Genomic DNA, 18,024 nt, shown 5'->3' with positions numbered 1-18,024 from the left:
CCACCGGGACGTGATCGGTCGGCTCAGGCGTACAGGTCGGTGATCCGGTCGGCGAAGTTGTCGACGACCTTCTTGCGCTTGAGTTTCATGCTGGGCGTGATCTCTCCGTTCTCGACGGTCAGCTCGCGTTCGAGGATGGTGAACCGTTTGATCTGCTCCCACCGGTTGAGTCCGGCGTTGAGCTGGTCGACGTATCCACTCATCATCGTGACCGTCGTTGGGGCCGAGGCGACTTCACGCATCGGCCGATCGCCCATCCCGTTCTCCTGCGCCCATTCGGCGATTGCCTCGCCGTCCAGACTGATCAGCGCGACACAGTACGACTTGCCCTCCCCGTGCACGATGATCTCCCCGACGTACGGGCAGATGCCCTTGAACGTGGCCGCGATCGCGGACGGCGCGACGTACTTGCCGTTGGACGTCTTGAACATGTCCTTCTTGCGGTCGGTGATCCGTAGGAACCCGTCGGCGTCGATCGTGCCGATGTCGCCGGTGTGGAACCATCCGTCGGCGCCGAGGGACTCGGCGGTGGCCTCGGGGTTGTCGTGGTAGCCGCTCATCACTCCCGGTCCCTTGATCAGGATCTCGCCGTCGTCCGCGATCTTCACCTCGGTGCCCGGGATGGGCCAGCCGACGGTGCCGAAGCGGTATGCCGACGGTCGGTTCACGAGTGACGCCGCGCTGGTCTCGGACAGCCCGTACCCCTCGAGGACGACGATGCCGGCCGCGTCGAACCATTGCGCCACATCACGATCCAGCGCGGCCGACCCGGAGATGAAGAACTTCAACCGTCCGCCGAACCGGTCCCGGATCTTCTGGAACACCAGCCGGTCGGCGAGGGCGTACTGCGCCTTCTGGATCGCCGACGGCGTCCTGCCGGTCTGCCGGGTCTTCGACATCGCGAGTCCGACGCCGATGGCCCAGTCGAAGATCTTCTCCTTCATGCCGCCTTCGGATTTCACGGTACCGACGATGCGGGCGTACGCCTTCTCGAAGATGCGTGGCGCGGCGCCCATGAACGTCGGCCGGACCACGGCGAGGTTGTCGACGATCCTGTCGACCCGACCGTCGACGGCGGTCGCGAACCCGATCTGCAGCGGAAGTGTCAGCAGGATCTTGCCGAACACGTGCGACAGCGGCAGCCACAGGTACTGCAGGTCGCCGGCATCGAGGATGCCGACGGCGTCGATCGCCGCGGCCTCGTACGTCCAGGCCGAGTGCGGCAGTCGCACACCCTTCGGCCGGCCGGTGGTGCCCGACGTGTAGATCAGCGTCGCCAGGCTGTCCGGCGAGATCCCGGCGATCCGCTCGTCGAGGGCGTCGGGCCGCTCCGCCAGCAGGCGCTCGCCGAGGGCGGCGAGATCGTCGAACCCGATCACCCACTCGTCGTCCGCGGGTGCGGTGCCGTCGACGAGTACGACACGCTGGACGTCGGGGATCTCGTCGCGGTGCTCGCGCAGCTTCGCGAGTTGGGCCTCGTCCTCGGCGAGCACGACCCGGCTGCCGGAGTTCGCGATGATGTAGGCGACATCGGACGCCGTGGTGCTGGGGTACACGGTGGTGGTCGCGGCGCCCGCGCACATCACCGCCAGATCGGCGAGCACCCACTCGTACCGGGTCATCGAGGCCAGCGCGACCCGCTGCTCCGGCTCGACCCCCAGCGCGATCAGCCCGGCGGCGAGCGTGCGCACCCGTGTGCCGACGTCGGCCCACGTCACGCTGCTCCATTCGCCATCGCCCGGACCGGGGAATCGGAAGGCCTCCGATTGCGGTGATGCCGCCACCCGATCGGTGAACATCCGGGCGACCGACGGCGCCCGCTCCTCGATCTTGGACCAGTCCACGACCTCGTCTGACGCGCGCGAAGCTGTCATGACCCGAGTCTAGGAACCTGCCGCGAACCCCTGAACGGGAATTCACGGCACGGTTCGGTCTCGAAAATGCACCGTGAACTCCCGTTCAGGGTCGATCAGCGGAGGTCGCGGCGGCGGAGAGCGGCCAGACCGGTGCCCAGGAGCGCGACGGCGACCAGCAACAACCACACGATCGGCGCCGCATGGAACTCGCCGCCGGGCAGCCGGGGGAGGTGCAGGAACGGGACGAGGTCGAGCAGCGGCTGGGGGAGATCGGCGACCATGCCGAACACGTACAGCGCCATCATCGCCGCGAACACCGCCCACGCCGCGGACGCCAGGCGGGGCACCACCCCGAACAGCGCGACGGCGATGCCCGTGACCAGCCACACCCCTGGCAACTGCACCAGGGCGGCGGCGAGGATGCGCGGCACCTGTCCGCCCACGTCGTCGACCGTCACCCCGTACGCGATTCCGGCGGCGAGACCGGCGACGGTGAGTGCGACGGCGGGGCCGACGAGCGCGAACAGGATGTGGCTCATGGCCCACTGCTGCCGCCCGACCGACGCGGCCAGTACCGACTCGGCCCGCCCCGATTCCTCCTCGTCGTGCAGTTGCAGCACCGCTGAGACGGAGTACGCGGCGGCGACGAGCCCGAAGATCGTGAAGCCCAGCGCAATGAACGAGTCCTCGATCGCCTGCGCTCCGCCGAGACGGGTCAGGGCCGCGGTGACGACCTCGCTGTTCCCCAACTGGTCGCTGACACCGTGTGCGGCGCTGCCGATCACGAGCGCGAACACCGTGAGCCCCACTGTCCATGCGGCCAGCGGTCCGCGCTGCGAGTGCCACGCCAGTCCGACGGGGCCCGACAGTGACGGCGGTGACACTTCGGGACCGGGTCGTTCGGCGATGAGGCCCGCGCCGAGGTCCCGTCGGGACAGAAGGCGGTACGCGACGGCGACCAGTACGGCGGTCGTGACCGCCGGCAGCAGCAGCACCCACCAGCGTTCGTCCGCGTAGGGCCGGACCTGCTGCGCCCAGCCGATCGGTGACAGCCACGACAGTGTTCCCGATCCGGCGTCGCCGACGGCGCGGAGCAGGAACGCGACCGCGAGCACCCCGAACGAGATGCCGCGGGCGAGGCGGGCGCCGGTGCTGACCTGTGCGGCGATCGCCGCGACGCCGGCGAACACGGCGCCCGTCCCGAACACGGCCGTCCCGAAGGCGATCGCGCCGATTCCGCCGATCCCGATCGAGATCAGCCCGAGGGTTCCGACGACGGTAGCGACGGCCGCGCCCACCGCCGCGACCAGCAGTGCCGCGGTCAGGCCCGCGTACCGGCCCACGGAGGTCGAATCGAGCAGTTCGGTACGGCCCGTCTCCTCCTCGGTCCGGGTGTGCCGGACGACAGTGAGGATCACCGCGACTGCCACGAACGTGAACAGGTAGCCGGCACGCCATGCTGTCAGTGCGCCCACGCTGGAGCCGAAGATCGGTCCCACCAAGGCGATTTCGGACTTGATCGCCGCGGTCGAGGACGCGAACGCGGCCCGTTGGGCGTCGGAGCTGTACAGGCCGAGGATCGCCGTTCCGTAGACGACCGGCAGCAGACCGATGGCGATGGACCACAGCGGCAGGATCACCCGGTCGCGTCGTAGCGCCAGGCGCAGCAGCGCCGTCGTGCCCGTGAACGGTGACTGTGCGCGAGTCGCCGAGTCGACGACCACCGGTGTCGCGGTGGCGGTCATACCGGCACCTCCTCCGAGAGTTCGTAGTGCCGCAGGAACAGTTCCTCGAGCGTCGGCGGTGTGCTGATCAGGCTGCGCACCCCGGTGTCGCCGAGCGTGCGAATCAGCGCACCGAGGCTCTCGGCGTCGACTTGGCAGTGCAGTGTCCGGCCGTCGATCCGGACGTCCTCGACGCCGGGGATGCTGCCGAGATCGCCAGGGTCGCCGGTGAGTTCGGCGGTGATCGAGGTGCGGCTGAGATGACGCATCGATGCGATCGAGCCGCTCTCGACCGCCCTTCCCCCACGGATGATCGTGACCTTCTCGCACAGGGCGTCCACCTCCGACAGGATGTGGCTCGACAGCAGCACCGTCACGCCGCGCCGCCCGGCCTCCGTGACGCAGTCACGGAACACCTTCTCCATCAAGGGATCCAGACCGGATGTGGGCTCGTCGAGCAGAAGTATGCGGGCACGCGACGATAGGGCCGAGACCACCGCGACCTTCTGGCGGTTGCCCTTCGAATAGGAGCGCGCCTTCTTGCGCGGGTCGAGGTCGAATCGTTCGATCAGGTCGGCCCGCCGTGCGGTGTCCAGCCCGCCGCGCATCCGGGCCAGCAGATCGATGATCTCGCCGCCGGTCAACGACGGCCACAACGTGACATCGCCCGGTACGTAGGCGATCTCGCGGTGCAATTCCACCGCGTCCCGCCACGGGTCGCGGCCCAGCAGCCTCGCGGTTCCGCCGTCGGAGCGCAGCAGCCCCAGCAGGACCCGGATGGTGGTGGACTTCCCGGCGCCGTTGGGGCCGAGGAAACCGTGCACCTCGCCCTCGCCGACCTCGAGATCGAGCCCATCGAGGGCCCGGGTGGGACCGAACGTCTTCACGAGCTTGTCGGTTTCGATGATGGTGGTCATGCCTTCTCCTCTGGAGACGGGACATCGGATCGGCTGAAGGGTCCCTTCACGCGCTGTCGGCGCACAGGGGACCCTTCAGCTGGGGCTGGGGCTGGGGCTGGGCTGCGGATCGGTATGGGCGCCGGTGTAGGCCTCGAGCATCGACGCGTCGACGAACAGGCCCTCGGTGTAGACCTCGAGGCCCGGCAGCATGATCTCGTCGGTCATGTCGCGGATCGCGCGGGCGTAGTCGGTGGACCGGCCGCGTTCGGAGCGCATCTGCAGGTAGAGCAGTGTCGACCCGAGACTGTTCATCGTGAGGTACCGGGCGCGGGCGGCGGGGTCACGACTGGCACGTACCCGCCCCTCGGCGACCGCCGCCTCGAGGTAGGACTCGACACCGGCAACCATGTGCTCGAAGAGGGACCGCGCGAGCGGTCCGCCGGCCTGGAAGCTGCGCACGAGGTATGCGACGAGTGGGGCGTACCGGTCGATCTCGGCGAGCGAGGTGAGCATGCGGGCGGGACTGTTCGCGGTCAGCACGTCGCGCTTCTCCGACAGGATGACGGCCAGGACCTGCTCGTCGCACACCGCGCGCAGGCCCTGTTTCGAGCCGAAGTGGTGGTTGACCAGGCCGGGCGAGACCCCAGCGGCGGTCGCGACGGCGCGGACCCCGGCGTCGAACCCGTGCTCCCCGAACACGCGGATCGCGGCTTCCCGGATCCGTGCCTGGGTGTTGAGGTCCTTGTCGGTCGGAACCGCCATGGCTGAACACATGTTCAAAGCGTTGCTCGTCTGTTCAATCTCTGCAAGGGTGCGGCGGCCGTCCTGACGAAATCTTGACGGGGGAACCGGCGCAACGATTTCGGTCCCTCGAGCGTTCGATTGTGTTAGCTTCGCGAACGAATGGGCCCGTGATCCGGGTCGCTGGACGACGAGGGTGGATTACGTGACGTTGAACATCGCCGACCTGTACGAAGCGGTCGCGGATGCGATTCCCGACCGGGTGCCGGTGGTGTGCGGCGACGAACGTCGCAGCTACGCCGAGCTCGACGGTCGGGCCAACCGACTCGCGCATCATCTCGAGTCCGTCGGCGTGCAGCCCGGGCAGCACGTGGCGATCCACATGCGTAACCGGATGGAGTACGTGGAGGCCCTGCTCGCCTGCATGAAGATCCGCGCAGTTCCGATCAACGTCAATTTCCGGTACACCGACGCGGAGCTGGTGTACCTGTACAGCAACTCCGAGAGCGTCGCCCTGATCGTCGAGGACGAGTACCTGGCGACGGCGGGTGTGGCCCTGTCGCAGTGGGCCGGCATCGGCCACGTGCTGGTGGTGGGTGAGCACGACGGTATGCCGACCGGTTTCGACGCCGTCACGGTGGCCGACTACGAGGACGCCCTCGCTGCGCAGCCCGACACCCGGGGCTTCGGGCCGCGCAGTTCGGACGACCACTTCGTCATCTACACCGGCGGCACCACGGGTATGCCCAAGGGTGTGGTGTGGCGGCACGAGGACTTCTACTACGCCGCGCTGTCGGGCGGGAACATCGGCGGTGCCCCCAGGCGCTCGGTCGAGGAGGTGGTGGCAGGCGCGGTAGCCAACACCGAACCTGCTGTGTACCTACTGATTCCGCCGCTGATGCACGGCGCCGCCATCTACTCGCTGCTCACCGCCTTCCTCATGGGCGCGCCGAGGGTGTTGACCCGCACGTTCGATCCGGTGGAGGTGCTGCGCCTGATCGAGGCCGAGCAGATCACCGGGGTCACCGTCGTCGGCGACGCCATCGCCCGGCCCATCGCCGATGCCATCCGTGAGCACGGCGACCGCTACGACCTGAGCTCGCTGAAGTTGATGGGATCCGGTGGCGCACTGTTCTCGCCCAAGCTCAAGGACGAGCTACGCGAGATGATCCCGGGCATGGTGATCAAGGACGCCTTCGGTGCGTCCGAGACCGGGAACGACGGCATCGTCGAGTTCGGTGACGACGGAACCAAGCGAATCCGCTCGAACCCCAACATGATTCTCGTCGACGAGAAGTTCCGGCCGATCGCGCCCGGCACCGACGAGGTCGGCTACCTCGCCCGCAAGGGGCACGTGCCGGTGGCGTACTACAACGACGAGGCCAAGACCGCCGCCACGTTCCCCGTGGTCGACGGGGTGCGGATGGCGGTCCTCGGCGACATGGGACGCATGGAGGAGGACGGCACCATCCTGCTGCTCGGTCGCGGATCGACGTGCATCAACACCGGTGGCGAGAAGGTGTACCCCGAAGAGGTGGAGCAGGCACTCAAGACCCACCCGGCGGTGCTGGACGCGCTGGTGGCGGGCGCTCCCGACACCCGATTCGGCGAGAAGGTCGCGGCGGTGGTGCAGTTGCGGCCCGGATTCGACGACGCCGATGCCGATCAGATCGCCGAGCACTGCCGCGTTCACGTTGCGGGCTACAAGATTCCGCGTTCGGTGGTCGTGGTTCCGTCGATCCGGCGGTCGCCCAGCGGGAAGGCCGACTACCGGTGGGCGAAAGAGGTCGTGTCGGCCGGGTGAGCCGGAAGGGCCCGCTGCCCGCCGGGGGATCTGCGCGGTTCTGGACAAGCGTCCGAATGTTTGTTGAAATAGGGCGCTTCGCACGCATCGTGACCGCGGTCTCGCATGCCCGGAGTCGGCAAACCTGATCGAAGGGCGAACATGCGTAAGGCGACAGCGGCGTTCGGCACCGGAGCCATGATGGTCGCGGCGGCGGTCGTTGCCGGATCGGTCGCCGGCACGGCCTCGGCCGAGACCAGCGGTGTCACCGACGTGACGTTCACCGTCGGCGGTCAGGAAGGCCCGCTCGAATTGGTCGTTCCCAGAACAGCTCCCATGATCTGGGTGGAAGGACAGCATGATGTCGGCGGTGCGGTGGCCGTCTCCGGTGTCCGCGACCGTCGTAGCGGAAGCGGCCGATCGGTGACCGTGTCCGCCTCGATATCGGACGTCACCAACGGCGCCACCACGATCCCCAAGACGAAGGTCACCTATACGGCGAGTGGCGAGACGATGGGTTTCCGGAGCACCGGCCCTCAGGCCCTGGGTTCGACCAAGGCCGTGGTCGGGATCGCGCGGCACAACTGGCCGGACGTGACGTTCCTCTGGACCCCGATGCTCTCCATCGATGTATCCGACGGTGTGACCCTCGGGAACTACAGCGCGACCCTGACCCACTCCGCGGTGTAGGTCGGCATCCGTCTCCATCGGTCTCTCACGAAAGCGTCTACATGCGTCTCCTGCTTCGGAACCTGCTCGCACTCCTCGCCCTGCTCGCGTCGTTCGTCGCGGCAGCTACGACGGTCGTCCATGCCGCCCCCGTCGTGGGTGGGATCGGTATCAAGATCGTGGATCCGCAGCGCGATCCGACCTTTCCGAGTTGGGAGACCGAGATCAGCGGCACCCGCGCGCCCGGTGGCACGGTCCAGCAAACCGTGCGGGTCTCGAACAACGGGCTCACGACCAGGACGGTCGACCTCGCTGCCGGTGCGGCATCGATGAGGAGTGGGCAGTTCACGCTCGGCGGGCCCGGCAGTACCAACCGGCTGACGTCGTGGACGAGCCTGGACAGGCAGCGGATCTCTCTGGCGCCCGGGGCGAGCGCCGACGTGAAGGTGACCGTTCGGGTCCCGGCGGACGCGCCGACCGGCGACCGGCACGCGGTGGTCTGGGCGCAGCCGGCCGCTGGTGCCGGTGGCGGGGTGGCGACCGCGACCCGCGTCGGCGTTCGCATGAATCTCCGGGTGGAGCCCGGCGCCAACGCGATCGCGGACTTCGCGATCGACCGGTTGACGGCCGAACGTGACGCCGACGGTCAGGCCGTCGTCGTCGCCGACATCCGCAACACCGGTGGCTGGGCCGTCGAGGTCGGTGGCGAACTCACACTGTCCGACGGGCCCGGCGGCAGGGCTGTCGGCCCGGTGTACGCCGAGGAGGCGGTCGTCGCCGCCGGCGCCGCCGGGACGGTTCGGTTCCGGATCGCGGACAGCGCCGATCTCCCGAACGGCCCCTGGCAGGCGAGCGTCGCGCTCGCGAGCGGCCCGGTCGCGCGCGCACAGACCGCGTCGGTCACCTTCCCGACGGCGGACGATGGCGGCGGTGGCGGCTCGCTCGGCAGCCTCGGATCGGCGGACCTGGGATCGTCGAACTCTCCGCTGACGTGGGTCGCAGGCGTCGGCGCGGCCGCTGCGGCCGTCGGCGCGATCGGGTGGACGGTGTGGCAGCAGCAGGGCGCCCCGGCAGCCCGCTAGTGGACGGGCCGGATCCTGTGACGACGGCCACCGACGGGGTACGTTGTGTGTAACTCGAAATCTACTCACCAGTAGGGGTGCGAAATGCCTGCTCCGTCAGCGGCAACGTTTGCTCGTCTTGCCGATCTCATCGCGATCCCGGACGCGGCGAGCCGTCCGACGAAGCCGATCGTCGAGGCCTTCACCGGGCGCGAACTCGCGACCGTGCCGGTCGGTACCGCGGAGGACGCACTCGCCGCGATCGAGAAGGCGCGGGTCGCGCAGAAGGCGTGGGAGAAGCGATCCCCCACCTCGCGCGCGCAGATCTTCCTCCGCTACCGCGACCTGGTGCTCGAGCACAAGGACGCGCTCATGGACATGGCGCAGGCCGAGACCGGCAAGTCGCGGGCGTCGGCGCAGGAGGAGGTGCTCGACATCGCCATGACGTCGCGGTTCTATGCGCGTCTGGCGCCGAAGCTGCTGCGTCCCAAGCGTGTCCAGGGCATGCTGCCGGGCCTGACCAAGACGGTGGTTCGGCACCACGCCAAGGGCGTCGTCGGTGTGATCTCACCGTGGAACTACCCGATGACCCTCGCGGTGTCCGATGCGATCGCCGCGCTGCTCGCCGGCAACGCCGTCGTCATCAAGCCCGACAGCCAGACGCCGTACTGCGCGCTCGCGTGCGCCGAGCTGCTGTACCAGGCCGGTCTGCCGCGTGAACTGTTCGCCGTGGTGCCGGGTCCGGGATCGGTGGTGGGTACCGCGCTGGTGGAGAACAGCGACTACCTCATGTTCACCGGCTCCACCGCCACCGGTCAGCTGCTCGCCGAGCAGGCCGGACGTCGGCTCATCGGGTTCTCCGCCGAACTCGGTGGCAAGAACCCGATGGTCGTCACGGCCGGTGCGAACCTGCGCCAGGTGTGCGACGCGGCGGTGCGCGCGTGCTTCTCCAACTCGGGCCAGTTGTGCATCTCGATCGAGCGCATCTACGTCGAGGAGACCATCGCGCCCGAGTTCATCCGCCTCTTCGGGGAGCGGGTCCGCAACATGAGTCTCGCGCCCGGCTACGAATTCGGCATCGAGATGGGCAGTCTCGTCTCCGAAGCACAGGTCAAGACCGTCTCCGGCCACGTCGACGACGCCGTCGCGAAGGGCGCCACGGTCGTCGCGGGCGGCAAGGCCCGCCCCGATCTGGGTCCGCTGTTCTACGAGCCGACCGTGCTCACCGGCGTCACCGACGAGATGGAGTGCTACGCGAACGAGACGTTCGGACCGCTCGTGTCGATCTACCCGGTCGCGGACGTCGAGGAGGCGATCCGTCGCGCCAACGACACCGAGTACGGGCTCAACGCGAGCGTGTGGGCCGGCAGCCACGCCGAGGGCGAGGCCATCGCGTCCCGCGTCATGGCCGGCACCGTCAACGTGGACGAGGGCTACGGTCCGACATGGGGCAGCACCGCCGCCCCGATGGGCGGTATGGGCGTGTCCGGCGTCGGCCGTCGGCACGGACCCGACGGCCTGCTCAAGTACACCGAGGCGCAGACGGTCGCCACCACCCGGATCGTCAATCTCGGTGGTCCCCGGTGGCTTCCGGCCAAGGTGTGGGCCAAGCTGCTGCCGCCGTTCATCAAGGCGATGAAGTACGTCCCGGGACGCTGATCCCGAACGCTGGATTCGACGGGCGCCGTACCACATCCGCGGTCCGGCGCCCGTTCCGTCGCATCCGTTAGACACGCTCACTACCCGGTCGAATCGGATTCCTCCCGCTAATCTCATCCCGTGGACGAAACGGCGTGGGTGCGAAGAGCGCTGGTCGTCGAGGATCAGCCGCTGATGCGCTCGCTGGTTGCCGACGCGCTCCGCCACGCGGGCTTCGACGTGCAGGAGCGGTCCTCCTCGGCGGCCGCGCTCGCGGACTTCGACGAGATCGATCCCGATGTCCTCGTCACCGACATCGACCTCGGGGCACGCCCCAACGGCATGGAGATGGCGATGATCGTCCGTGCCCGGACGCCGGCCTGCGCGGTGGTGTTCCTGACGAACTATCCGCGTGCGGGGATCGCGCCGGGCCAGGGCGTCCCCGCAGGTTCGGTGTTCCTCGACAAGGCAGCCCTGGAATCGGTCGAGGATCTGGTGGCGGCGGTCGAGTCGGCGCTCGCGGAGAAGCCGGTCCCGACCGGACCCGTACGCGAGGACAGCCCGGACGCGGTGCTCGACCGTCTCACCCGGACGCAGCTCGACGTGCTGCGCTGCATCGCGCTCGGCTGGTCCAATGCCGAGATCGCGCGCCGACGCGAGTCGAGTGTGCGCAGCGTCGAGAAGATGGTGACGCGCACCTTCGACGCCCTCGGTGTCGGACACAGCCCCGAACTGAACCCACGGGTCGCCGCCGCCCAGCTGTACGTGCGCCGCTTCGGAATGCCGGCGGAGATCGGTTGAGCAGTCGGTTCTCCTGGCTGACACGGATCGGCGGCAGTTCGGCCGTCACGGTCTGGTCGTGGATCCTGACCGCCCCCTTCGCCGTCACGGTGATGGGAAGCTACATCGCGGCGCGCAGCCCTCAGGACTGGCCGGCGTACTTCGGTACCGCGGTGATGGTGCATCTGGTGATGGGTGCGGCCATGCTGATCGCCTGGCTCACGGTCCTGCGCGCCAACCGGATCCGTTCACGACCATTGGTGTCGCTGTCGGTCTTCGCCGCACTGGGCGTGTGCCGTCCGATCCTGCTCGACGCTCTCGTCGGGTTCCAGGGTCTACCGACCGATCCGCGCAGCGTCGGGGTGCGGATGGCGATCAACGTGACGACGGCGGTGGTCGCACTGTCCCTCATCGCGATCCTCGTCGACTCGGTTCGCGAACACAACGCGGTGATGCAGCGCCTGCGCGGTGCCCGCACGGCGCTGGACGAGCAACGCCGGATCGACGAGGAGTACCTGGCCGGGATCCGTCTCCGGTGCGCCGAGGACCTGGCGGACCGGATCGACGCGGCGTTGTCGCGGACCGATCGGGCGAACATCGATCCGGAGCGGGCGGCGCGACTACTCAGGGCGATCTCGGAGGACGTGGTCCGGCCCATGAGCCATGCCCTGTTCCGGGACGTCACACCGCTTCCGAAGCCGCCGGTCGACCCCCCTCCGTTGACCCGCCGGGAGTGGCTCGCGAACGTGTTGCGGGCCGTGCAACCGGCACCCCTGGTGCTGCCGCCGGTGCTGTACACGTCGGTGATACTGACGTTCCTGCTGACGAGCTACGGGCTCCGGACGACGATGCTCCAGGTGGTGCTGGGGCTCGCGCTGTGCGTGACGGGCAACTGGGCGGTGCAGCGCGTCGTCCCCCGCGCGCGCCGTACTACCGTCCGGCTGACCGTCATGGTGACGGCCTACGTGCTGGTCGCCGTGGCCACCGCCCTCACGTTCTACGTCATCCTCGGCGGCACCGGGTTCCCGCCGGCGTTCCTCGTCCCCGGGATCGCCTTCTACCCGTTCGCCGCCCTCGCGGTGTGCCTCATCCGGGCCGCGAACGTGCAACGCGCGGTGGAGGAACAGCAGCTCGCGTCGGCGCTCGGTGAGCAGAGCCGCCTCGCCGCCGAGGTGCACGGGCAGGTGCTGTCCGCACGCCGGCGCCTCGCTCACGTACTGCACTCGTCGGTGCAGGGCGAGTTGGTGGCGGCGGCGCTCGTCATGCACGGTGCCGCGACGGGTGCTCCGGTGGCGGACTCGCCGACCGCGGTGGACGCGAGGGTCGACGAGATCATCGACCGCCTGCTGCGCGAGGTGGCGCGGGAGGAGGCGCTGCCGACGGTTCCGCGGGCCGATGCCGAGCAGCAGATCACGGAATTGATCGGCATGTGGTCGGCCGCGGTTCCGATACAGGCCCACATCGATCCGGCGGTGTGGCCGCTGTTGTCGGGCAGTCCTGTTCGACTCGAGCACGCGATCGATGTGCTGTCCGAGGGATTCACCAACGCCATTCGGCACGGAACGGGCGGGCCGCTACAGCTGACGATGTCGGTGGAGCAGCGAACATCGTTGATCTGCATCGGGATTCGATCTCCCGGACGGATCACCCGCGACCGCGGGGACGGGCTGGGGCTGGCGTCGCTGTCGAGCAAGGTCGACGCCGCCGAACTGGTGGAGGAGTCCGGGTCCGTGCTGCTCTCCGTCCGTCTCGACTGACCGACGCGTGCCGGTCCGTGGCGGCCCGCCCGGGTCGGTGTCGCAATACCCGAACATCGGCCGATGACCGTCTCCCACGGTTCCTATCGTTGCTGTCGGATGTCGGCGACGACACCGTCGAGCTGACGATCGACCCCGGCATCCCGCACGATTCGAAGGGATGTGAGCGGCCATGGGGCACACAGTGACGCAACTGATTCCACTCGGCGTCGGCGTCATGATCAGCCCGATCCCGGTGGCCGCCCTGACTGCGATACTCCTGTCCGCCCGAGCCCGGACCAACGCCATGGTGTTCACCGCGACGGCGATGGCCGCTACAGCCCTCGTCGTGGGCGCGACCGTGCTCACGAGCAAGGGCGACACCGCCGACGCCGCACGGGCCGCCCACCCGAGTCAGATCGTGTTCGCCTCGGTGTTCGGGGTCGCCTTCCTGGTACTGGCCGCACTCAGTTGGAGGAGCCGGCCGAGGAACGGCGCCGTGGCCGCGATGCCGTCGTGGATGGCGCAGATCGACACGATGAACGCCGGCAAGACCGCGGCCCTGAGCCTGCTCCTGACCGTCCCCAATGCCAAGAACCTGCCGCTCGAACTGAAGGCGGGCGCCCTCATCGCCGAGGCGCATCTGCCGAGCGCCCAGGCGGCGCTGCTGACCGTCGGTTTCACGGCACTGGCCGGTCTCGGACTGATCGTTCTCACCGTCCTCGCCGCGGTGCCGTCGAAGCGGATCACCGCCGCTCTCGGCGTGATCAAGGAGGAACTGATCCTGCACAACGCGGCCATCATGACCGTCCTGTTCCTGCTGTCGGCCGGCCTGCAGGCCTCGCATCTCGCCACCGCGCTCACCGCGTGAGTCATCGCCGATCCGAAGGAGTACACGACATGACCCTCATCGCTCCCGACAAGACCACCGTCGTCCGCACCACCTACGGACCCGTGCGCGGCACCACCGACGGACCCGTCAACGTGTGGAAGGGAATCCGCTACGCGGCCGCACCCACCGGGGACCGCCGATTCCGGGCACCGGTGCCGCCCGAGCCGTGGACGGAGGTGTTCGAGGCGGACCGGTTCGGCGCCGTCGAACCGCAGAGCCGGCTCGCCGCCATCCCGCTCGGCGACGACATCGAGATGGACGAGGACTGCCTCTCACTCAACGTCTGGGCCCCGGGAGCCGGGGCGTCAGGTGCGTCCGGCAAGCCGGTGATGGTGTGGATCCACGGCGGCGCCTATTTCCGGGGCGCCTCGAGCCAGCCGGTCTACGACGGTCGTGCGCTGGCGGAGAACGGCGACGTCGTGGTGGTGACGCTGAACTACCGGCTGGGGGCGTTCGGGTTCGTCGACTTCTCATCGCTGAGCACCGACGAGCACCGCTTCGACACCAATGTTGCGTTGCAGGACATGATCGCAGCGCTGCGGTGGGTGCAGGCGAACATCACCGCGTTCGGCGGCGATCCGAACGCGGTGACGCTCTTCGGTGAATCGGCCGGTGGCGGTGCGGTCACGACGCTGATGACGATGCCGTCCGCACACGGGCTGTTCCACCGGGCGATCGCCGAGAGCTCGCCGGCCACCTCCGTCTACAACCAGGATCGGGCGGCGCAGGTCGCGCACACGTTCCTCGAAATTCTCGGTGGCGCAGGCGATGCCGCGGATCGGTTGATGTCGGCGACCGCCGACGAACTGCTCGCCGCATCGGAGGAACTGTTCGCCCGGATTCCGCGCGAGACCCCGGGAACGCTCGCCTACGTGCCGATCGTCGACGGTGAACTCGTGCCCGACTATCCGGTCAACGCGTTCTGGAACGGCACCGCCGAGCGGATCCCGCTGCTGATCGGCACCAACAAGGACGAGTCGTCGCTGTTCAAGCTGATGAAGTCGCCACTGATGCCGATCGAGCCCGACGTGATCCGTGCGATGTTCGCGGAGATCGCGGCCGATCACCCGGACGTCGAACTGCCCGACCAGGCGCGGATCGAGGCGGCCTACTCGGGGCTGGCCACCGAGAACGACGCGTTGGGGCTGACCCGGGACTTCGGGTTTCGGCTGCCGACGCTGTGGATCGTGGAGGCGCACAGCAGGTATGCGCCCACCTGGCTGTACCGCTTCGACTACGCCACCCCGATGCTCAGGGCGCTGAAGATCGGCGCCACCCACGCGACCGAACTGCCGTACGTGTTCGGCAACATCGCGCACGGCCCCAAGGAGGTCACGTATCTGCTCGGTGGCCTGTCGGCCGGTCGCAAGGTGTCGGCGCGGATGCAGCACCGGTGGATCGAGTTCGCGAGAACCGGTGCGCCGGTTGGCCTCGACGGTGAGCCGCGGTGGGATGCGTACGACCGCTTCGGCCGGGCCACACTGGTGATCGACAAGCACGACCGAGTGGTGCGTGACCTCGACGGCCCGCTCCGCGAGGCGTGGGGCGAACAGGTCATCGCCTTCACCTGAGTTCCGGCCGGGTTCAATCGAAAGATTGAAATGCCCGAATTGTGGCCGTCATTCGCCGGTGCAGCCCCGTCTTTCCTGCTGGAATCGCGGTAGCGTCGACGGATGGCGTGCCACATCGTCGGAGGAGGGGCACCGCAATGACCATGGACTCGGCTGACGTCGAACCCCGTGTGGGACGGCGAGACTGGATCGGTCTGGGGGTTCTCGCTGCCGGGCTGTCGCTGATCGTCGTCGACGGCACCATCGTCAACGTCTCGTTGCCGGTGATCATCGACGAACTGGGTCTGGACCTCACCGACGCGCAGTGGATCAACAGCATCTATTCGGTGGTGTTCGCGGCGCTGCTGCTCACCGCCGGACGGCTCGGCGACCGGCTGGGCCGACGGATGCTGTTCATCGTCGGTGTGGTCGTGTTCATCGTAGGCAGCCTGATGGCTGCGGCGTCGGACAGTTCCACCGCGCTGATCGTGGCCCGTGTCGTGCAGGGCGTCGGTGGCGCCCTGGTGCTGCCGTGCACGCTGTCCACCGTCAACGCGACGTTCCGGGGCAGGGACCGGGCCATCGCGTTCGGTGTGTGGGGCGCGGTGATCTCGGGTATGGCGGCCGTCGGCCCGCTGCTCGGCGGCTGGCTGACGACGTCGTTCACGTGGCCGTGGATCTTCCTGGTCAACGTCCCGATCGGCATCCTCGTCATCATCGGCGCCTTCCTCGCCGTCCCCGAGACCCGGGCGAAGATCACCGTCCCGGGGCTGGACGTGGTGGGCCTGCTGCTGAGCGCGCTCGGGTTCGGCGCGTTGATCTTCGCCCTCATCGAGGGTCAGACCCTCGGCTGGTGGAAGCCGATCGCCGACCTCGACGTGTTCGGGATGACCTGGCCGGAGACCGCGCCGATCTCCGCGACACCCGTGATGGCAGCGGTCGGTGTCGTGGCGCTCGTCGGGTTCGTGGTGTGGGAGCGGCACCGCGCGCGGATCGCACATTCGGCGATCCTGGACCTCGCGCTGTTCCGGTTCCGGACGTTCAGTTGGGGCAACTTCACCGCGATGGCCGTCGCGATCGGCGAGTTCGGTCTGCTGCTGGTGTTGCCGCTGTTCCTGGTCAATGCGTTCGGACTCAGCACCCTCGGCGCCGGCTACGTGCTCGCCGTGATGGCACTCGGCGCGTTCGCCTCCGGCGCCGCCGCCCGGCACGTGACCGCGAAGTTCGGTGCCCCGCGCACCGTGATGCTCGGTCTGGCACTCGAGGTGATCGGCGTGCTCGTGTTCGCGCTGTACCTGCGTCCGACGTCGGCGGCGTGGCTGCTGGCGCTGCTGCTGGCGATCTACGGGCTCGGCCTGGGCCTGGCCTCGGCGCAGCTCACCGGCACCGTGCTGATCGACATCCCCACCGAGGAATCCGGTCAGGGGTCGGCGACGCAGAGCACGGTTCGCCAGTTGGGTGCCGCGCTCGGCACCGCGATCCTCGGCACCGTCCTGTCGCTGGGGCTGGCGCACAGCCTCACCGACCGGCTAGAGCCGGTAGCGTTGCCGCCGCAGGTGGAGTCGCAGTTGGTCGACAGCACCCGCGACTCGGCCGGCGGCACCATCCCGCCGATCCGCGAGCAGGGCGACCACGGCAAGCTCGGCCCGGCCGGCCCGGAGACCGCCGACGCGCTGTCGGACGGGTTCGCCGACGCCACCCGGTGGGCGCTGTTCGTCGCCGCCGGATTCCTCGCCGCGGGCCTGGTCTCGGCCACACAGCTGCAGCCGCGGCGGCCTGAGGACGCCGCAGCTACGGCGTAGGCGGCGGCTCGGTCATCGGGGCCTCACTCGTCGGTGGGCGGCAGGAGCTGCCACAGCAGTAGGACCGCGGCGACGCCGATTGCGCATGCGATCCCGAACGCCGCCGCCAGCAGGAACGATCCCGTCAACGACAGCGTCACCGCGGCGATCAGCACCGACAGCACCGCGACTCCGACACTCTGGATCGTCCGCACCGGTCGGCCGTCGGGGTGTTCGGGCACTACCTGCGGGCGCCGCGCCGGGTCATCGCCATCGCCATCCCCGCCGCGCCCAGCACGACGACCACAGCGCCGACGATGACGTTCGACAGGATCATCCCTGTGCTCGTACTCACCCCGGAGACCAGCCACGGCGACACGATCAGCCACACCCCCAGAAGCGGTGCGACGAAGGCGATCCCGTGCGTGCGTCCGTAAGTGGTCGCGTACCCGGCGGCCAGCAACGCCACCGCGAGACCACAGATGAGGTTGCTCATCATCAGCGATGTCTGCCCGCTGAATCCGACTATCCACGACGACGCCGCCGCGTAGAGACCGGCCAGTACCATCAACCCCTCCGCAACCTGGAGGGCCGGACCGCCGCCGAGTTCGTCGTAGCTGTTGCGGAGCGCAACGATGTCCGGGTGGGTTTCCATCGACATGTTCGGTGTGATCGACACGGCGAATCATCTCCTCGGCCTGTTCGACCCCTGTCTCGACAGTAACCCCGGCCCTCGCGTGAGTACAGGAGCGGTTTCCGCGGTAGCGGCTGGTTCGGGAGACGGGTCCGTCAACTGACGGATGTCCGGTTCGGTGTCCCGTCGAACTGTGGGTCGACCGGCCTATTGTCGCTGCTCATCGGGGCTCTTAGCGTTGGAAACCAGTACAGGGCACAGACTTCGAGGACTTCGAGGA

At 68.7% G+C, this 18,024-nt stretch carries 15 protein-coding genes; 9 read left to right on the top strand and 6 right to left on the bottom strand.

Translation table 11 applies throughout. From position 1 onward, the window contains the following. Positions 1-23: 23 nt before the first annotated feature. The 4 genes from AC1RIF_RS11405 to AC1RIF_RS11390 form a co-directional block, all read right to left on the bottom strand. Positions 24-1,874 carry an AMP-dependent synthetase/ligase gene (locus AC1RIF_RS11405; RefSeq protein WP_492601482.1) on the bottom strand — a complete coding sequence of 617 codons (1,851 nt, stop codon included), beginning with the start codon at positions 1,872-1,874 and terminating at the stop codon, positions 24-26. A gap of 95 nt (positions 1,875-1,969) precedes the next feature. Next, positions 1,970-3,601 carry an ABC transporter permease gene (locus tag AC1RIF_RS11400; RefSeq protein ID WP_492601481.1) on the bottom strand — a complete coding sequence of 544 codons (1,632 nt, stop codon included), beginning with the start codon at positions 3,599-3,601 and terminating at the stop codon, positions 1,970-1,972. After that, complete coding sequence (locus AC1RIF_RS11395) at positions 3,598-4,497, bottom strand: ABC transporter ATP-binding protein (protein ID WP_492601480.1); 900 nt, start codon at positions 4,495-4,497, stop codon at positions 3,598-3,600. The genes AC1RIF_RS11400 and AC1RIF_RS11395 overlap by 4 nt, the downstream gene beginning before the upstream one ends. A 75-nt stretch (positions 4,498-4,572) precedes the next feature. After that, positions 4,573-5,241, bottom strand: coding sequence for a TetR/AcrR family transcriptional regulator (locus tag AC1RIF_RS11390; protein ID WP_492601872.1), 669 nt, complete (start codon positions 5,239-5,241; stop codon positions 4,573-4,575). 184 nt (positions 5,242-5,425) lie between these two features. Here AC1RIF_RS11390 and AC1RIF_RS11385 point away from each other — a divergent pair, with 184 nt between their 5' ends. The 9 genes from AC1RIF_RS11385 to AC1RIF_RS11345 all read left to right on the top strand — a co-directional run bounded on the left by AC1RIF_RS11385 (position 5,426) and on the right by AC1RIF_RS11345 (position 17,131). Next, on the top strand, positions 5,426-7,024 hold the full coding sequence (locus AC1RIF_RS11385) for an acyl-CoA synthetase (protein WP_492601479.1): 1,599 nt from the start codon (positions 5,426-5,428) through the stop codon (positions 7,022-7,024). Positions 7,025-7,165: 141 nt separating this feature from the next. Then, on the top strand, positions 7,166-7,693 hold the full coding sequence (locus AC1RIF_RS11380) for a hypothetical protein (RefSeq protein WP_492601478.1): 528 nt from the start codon (positions 7,166-7,168) through the stop codon (positions 7,691-7,693). 41 nt (positions 7,694-7,734) lie between these two features. Next, positions 7,735-8,754, top strand: a complete 1,020-nt coding sequence (locus AC1RIF_RS11375) for a COG1361 family protein (protein ID WP_492601477.1) — start codon at positions 7,735-7,737, stop codon at positions 8,752-8,754. An 84-nt stretch (positions 8,755-8,838) separates the two neighbouring features. Then, positions 8,839-10,392, top strand: a complete 1,554-nt coding sequence (locus tag AC1RIF_RS11370; RefSeq protein WP_492601476.1) for a succinic semialdehyde dehydrogenase — start codon at positions 8,839-8,841, stop codon at positions 10,390-10,392. A gap of 120 nt (positions 10,393-10,512) precedes the next feature. Further along, positions 10,513-11,172: a response regulator gene (locus AC1RIF_RS11365; RefSeq protein WP_492601475.1), complete on the top strand. Its 660-nt coding sequence runs from the start codon at positions 10,513-10,515 to the stop codon at positions 11,170-11,172. Beyond that, positions 11,169-12,908 (top strand): sensor histidine kinase, encoded by a 1,740-nt coding sequence (locus tag AC1RIF_RS11360; RefSeq protein WP_492601474.1) that lies wholly within the window; start codon positions 11,169-11,171, stop codon positions 12,906-12,908. The genes AC1RIF_RS11365 and AC1RIF_RS11360 overlap by 4 nt, the downstream gene beginning before the upstream one ends. A gap of 184 nt (positions 12,909-13,092) precedes the next feature. Then, positions 13,093-13,758 carry a GAP family protein gene (locus tag AC1RIF_RS11355; RefSeq protein WP_492601473.1) on the top strand — a complete coding sequence of 222 codons (666 nt, stop codon included), beginning with the start codon at positions 13,093-13,095 and terminating at the stop codon, positions 13,756-13,758. A gap of 29 nt (positions 13,759-13,787) precedes the next feature. Then, the gene (locus AC1RIF_RS11350) at positions 13,788-15,350 is read left to right on the top strand and encodes a carboxylesterase/lipase family protein (RefSeq protein ID WP_492601472.1); all 1,563 of its coding nucleotides are present in this window, start codon (positions 13,788-13,790) and stop codon (positions 15,348-15,350) included. A gap of 137 nt (positions 15,351-15,487) precedes the next feature. Next, positions 15,488-17,131 carry a DHA2 family efflux MFS transporter permease subunit gene (locus AC1RIF_RS11345; protein ID WP_492601471.1) on the top strand — a complete coding sequence of 548 codons (1,644 nt, stop codon included), beginning with the start codon at positions 15,488-15,490 and terminating at the stop codon, positions 17,129-17,131. A gap of 23 nt (positions 17,132-17,154) precedes the next feature. Here AC1RIF_RS11345 and AC1RIF_RS11340 read toward each other — a convergent pair whose 3' ends face one another. Together AC1RIF_RS11340 and AC1RIF_RS11335 are read right to left on the bottom strand one after the other, a co-directional pair. Beyond that, positions 17,155-17,352 carry a hypothetical protein gene (locus tag AC1RIF_RS11340; RefSeq protein ID WP_492601470.1) on the bottom strand — a complete coding sequence of 66 codons (198 nt, stop codon included), beginning with the start codon at positions 17,350-17,352 and terminating at the stop codon, positions 17,155-17,157. Next, on the bottom strand, positions 17,352-17,765 hold the full coding sequence (locus AC1RIF_RS11335; RefSeq protein ID WP_492601871.1) for an SPW repeat protein: 414 nt from the start codon (positions 17,763-17,765) through the stop codon (positions 17,352-17,354). Before AC1RIF_RS11335 ends, AC1RIF_RS11340 begins: the two co-directional genes overlap by 1 nt. Between the last annotated feature and the right edge of the window lie 259 nt (positions 17,766-18,024).

The organism is Prescottella sp. GW823-FHT02E09, from assembly GCF_058797375.1.
Note: the sequence above shows the minus strand (reverse complement) of the source record. Positions and strands in the feature narration are given on the sequence as shown.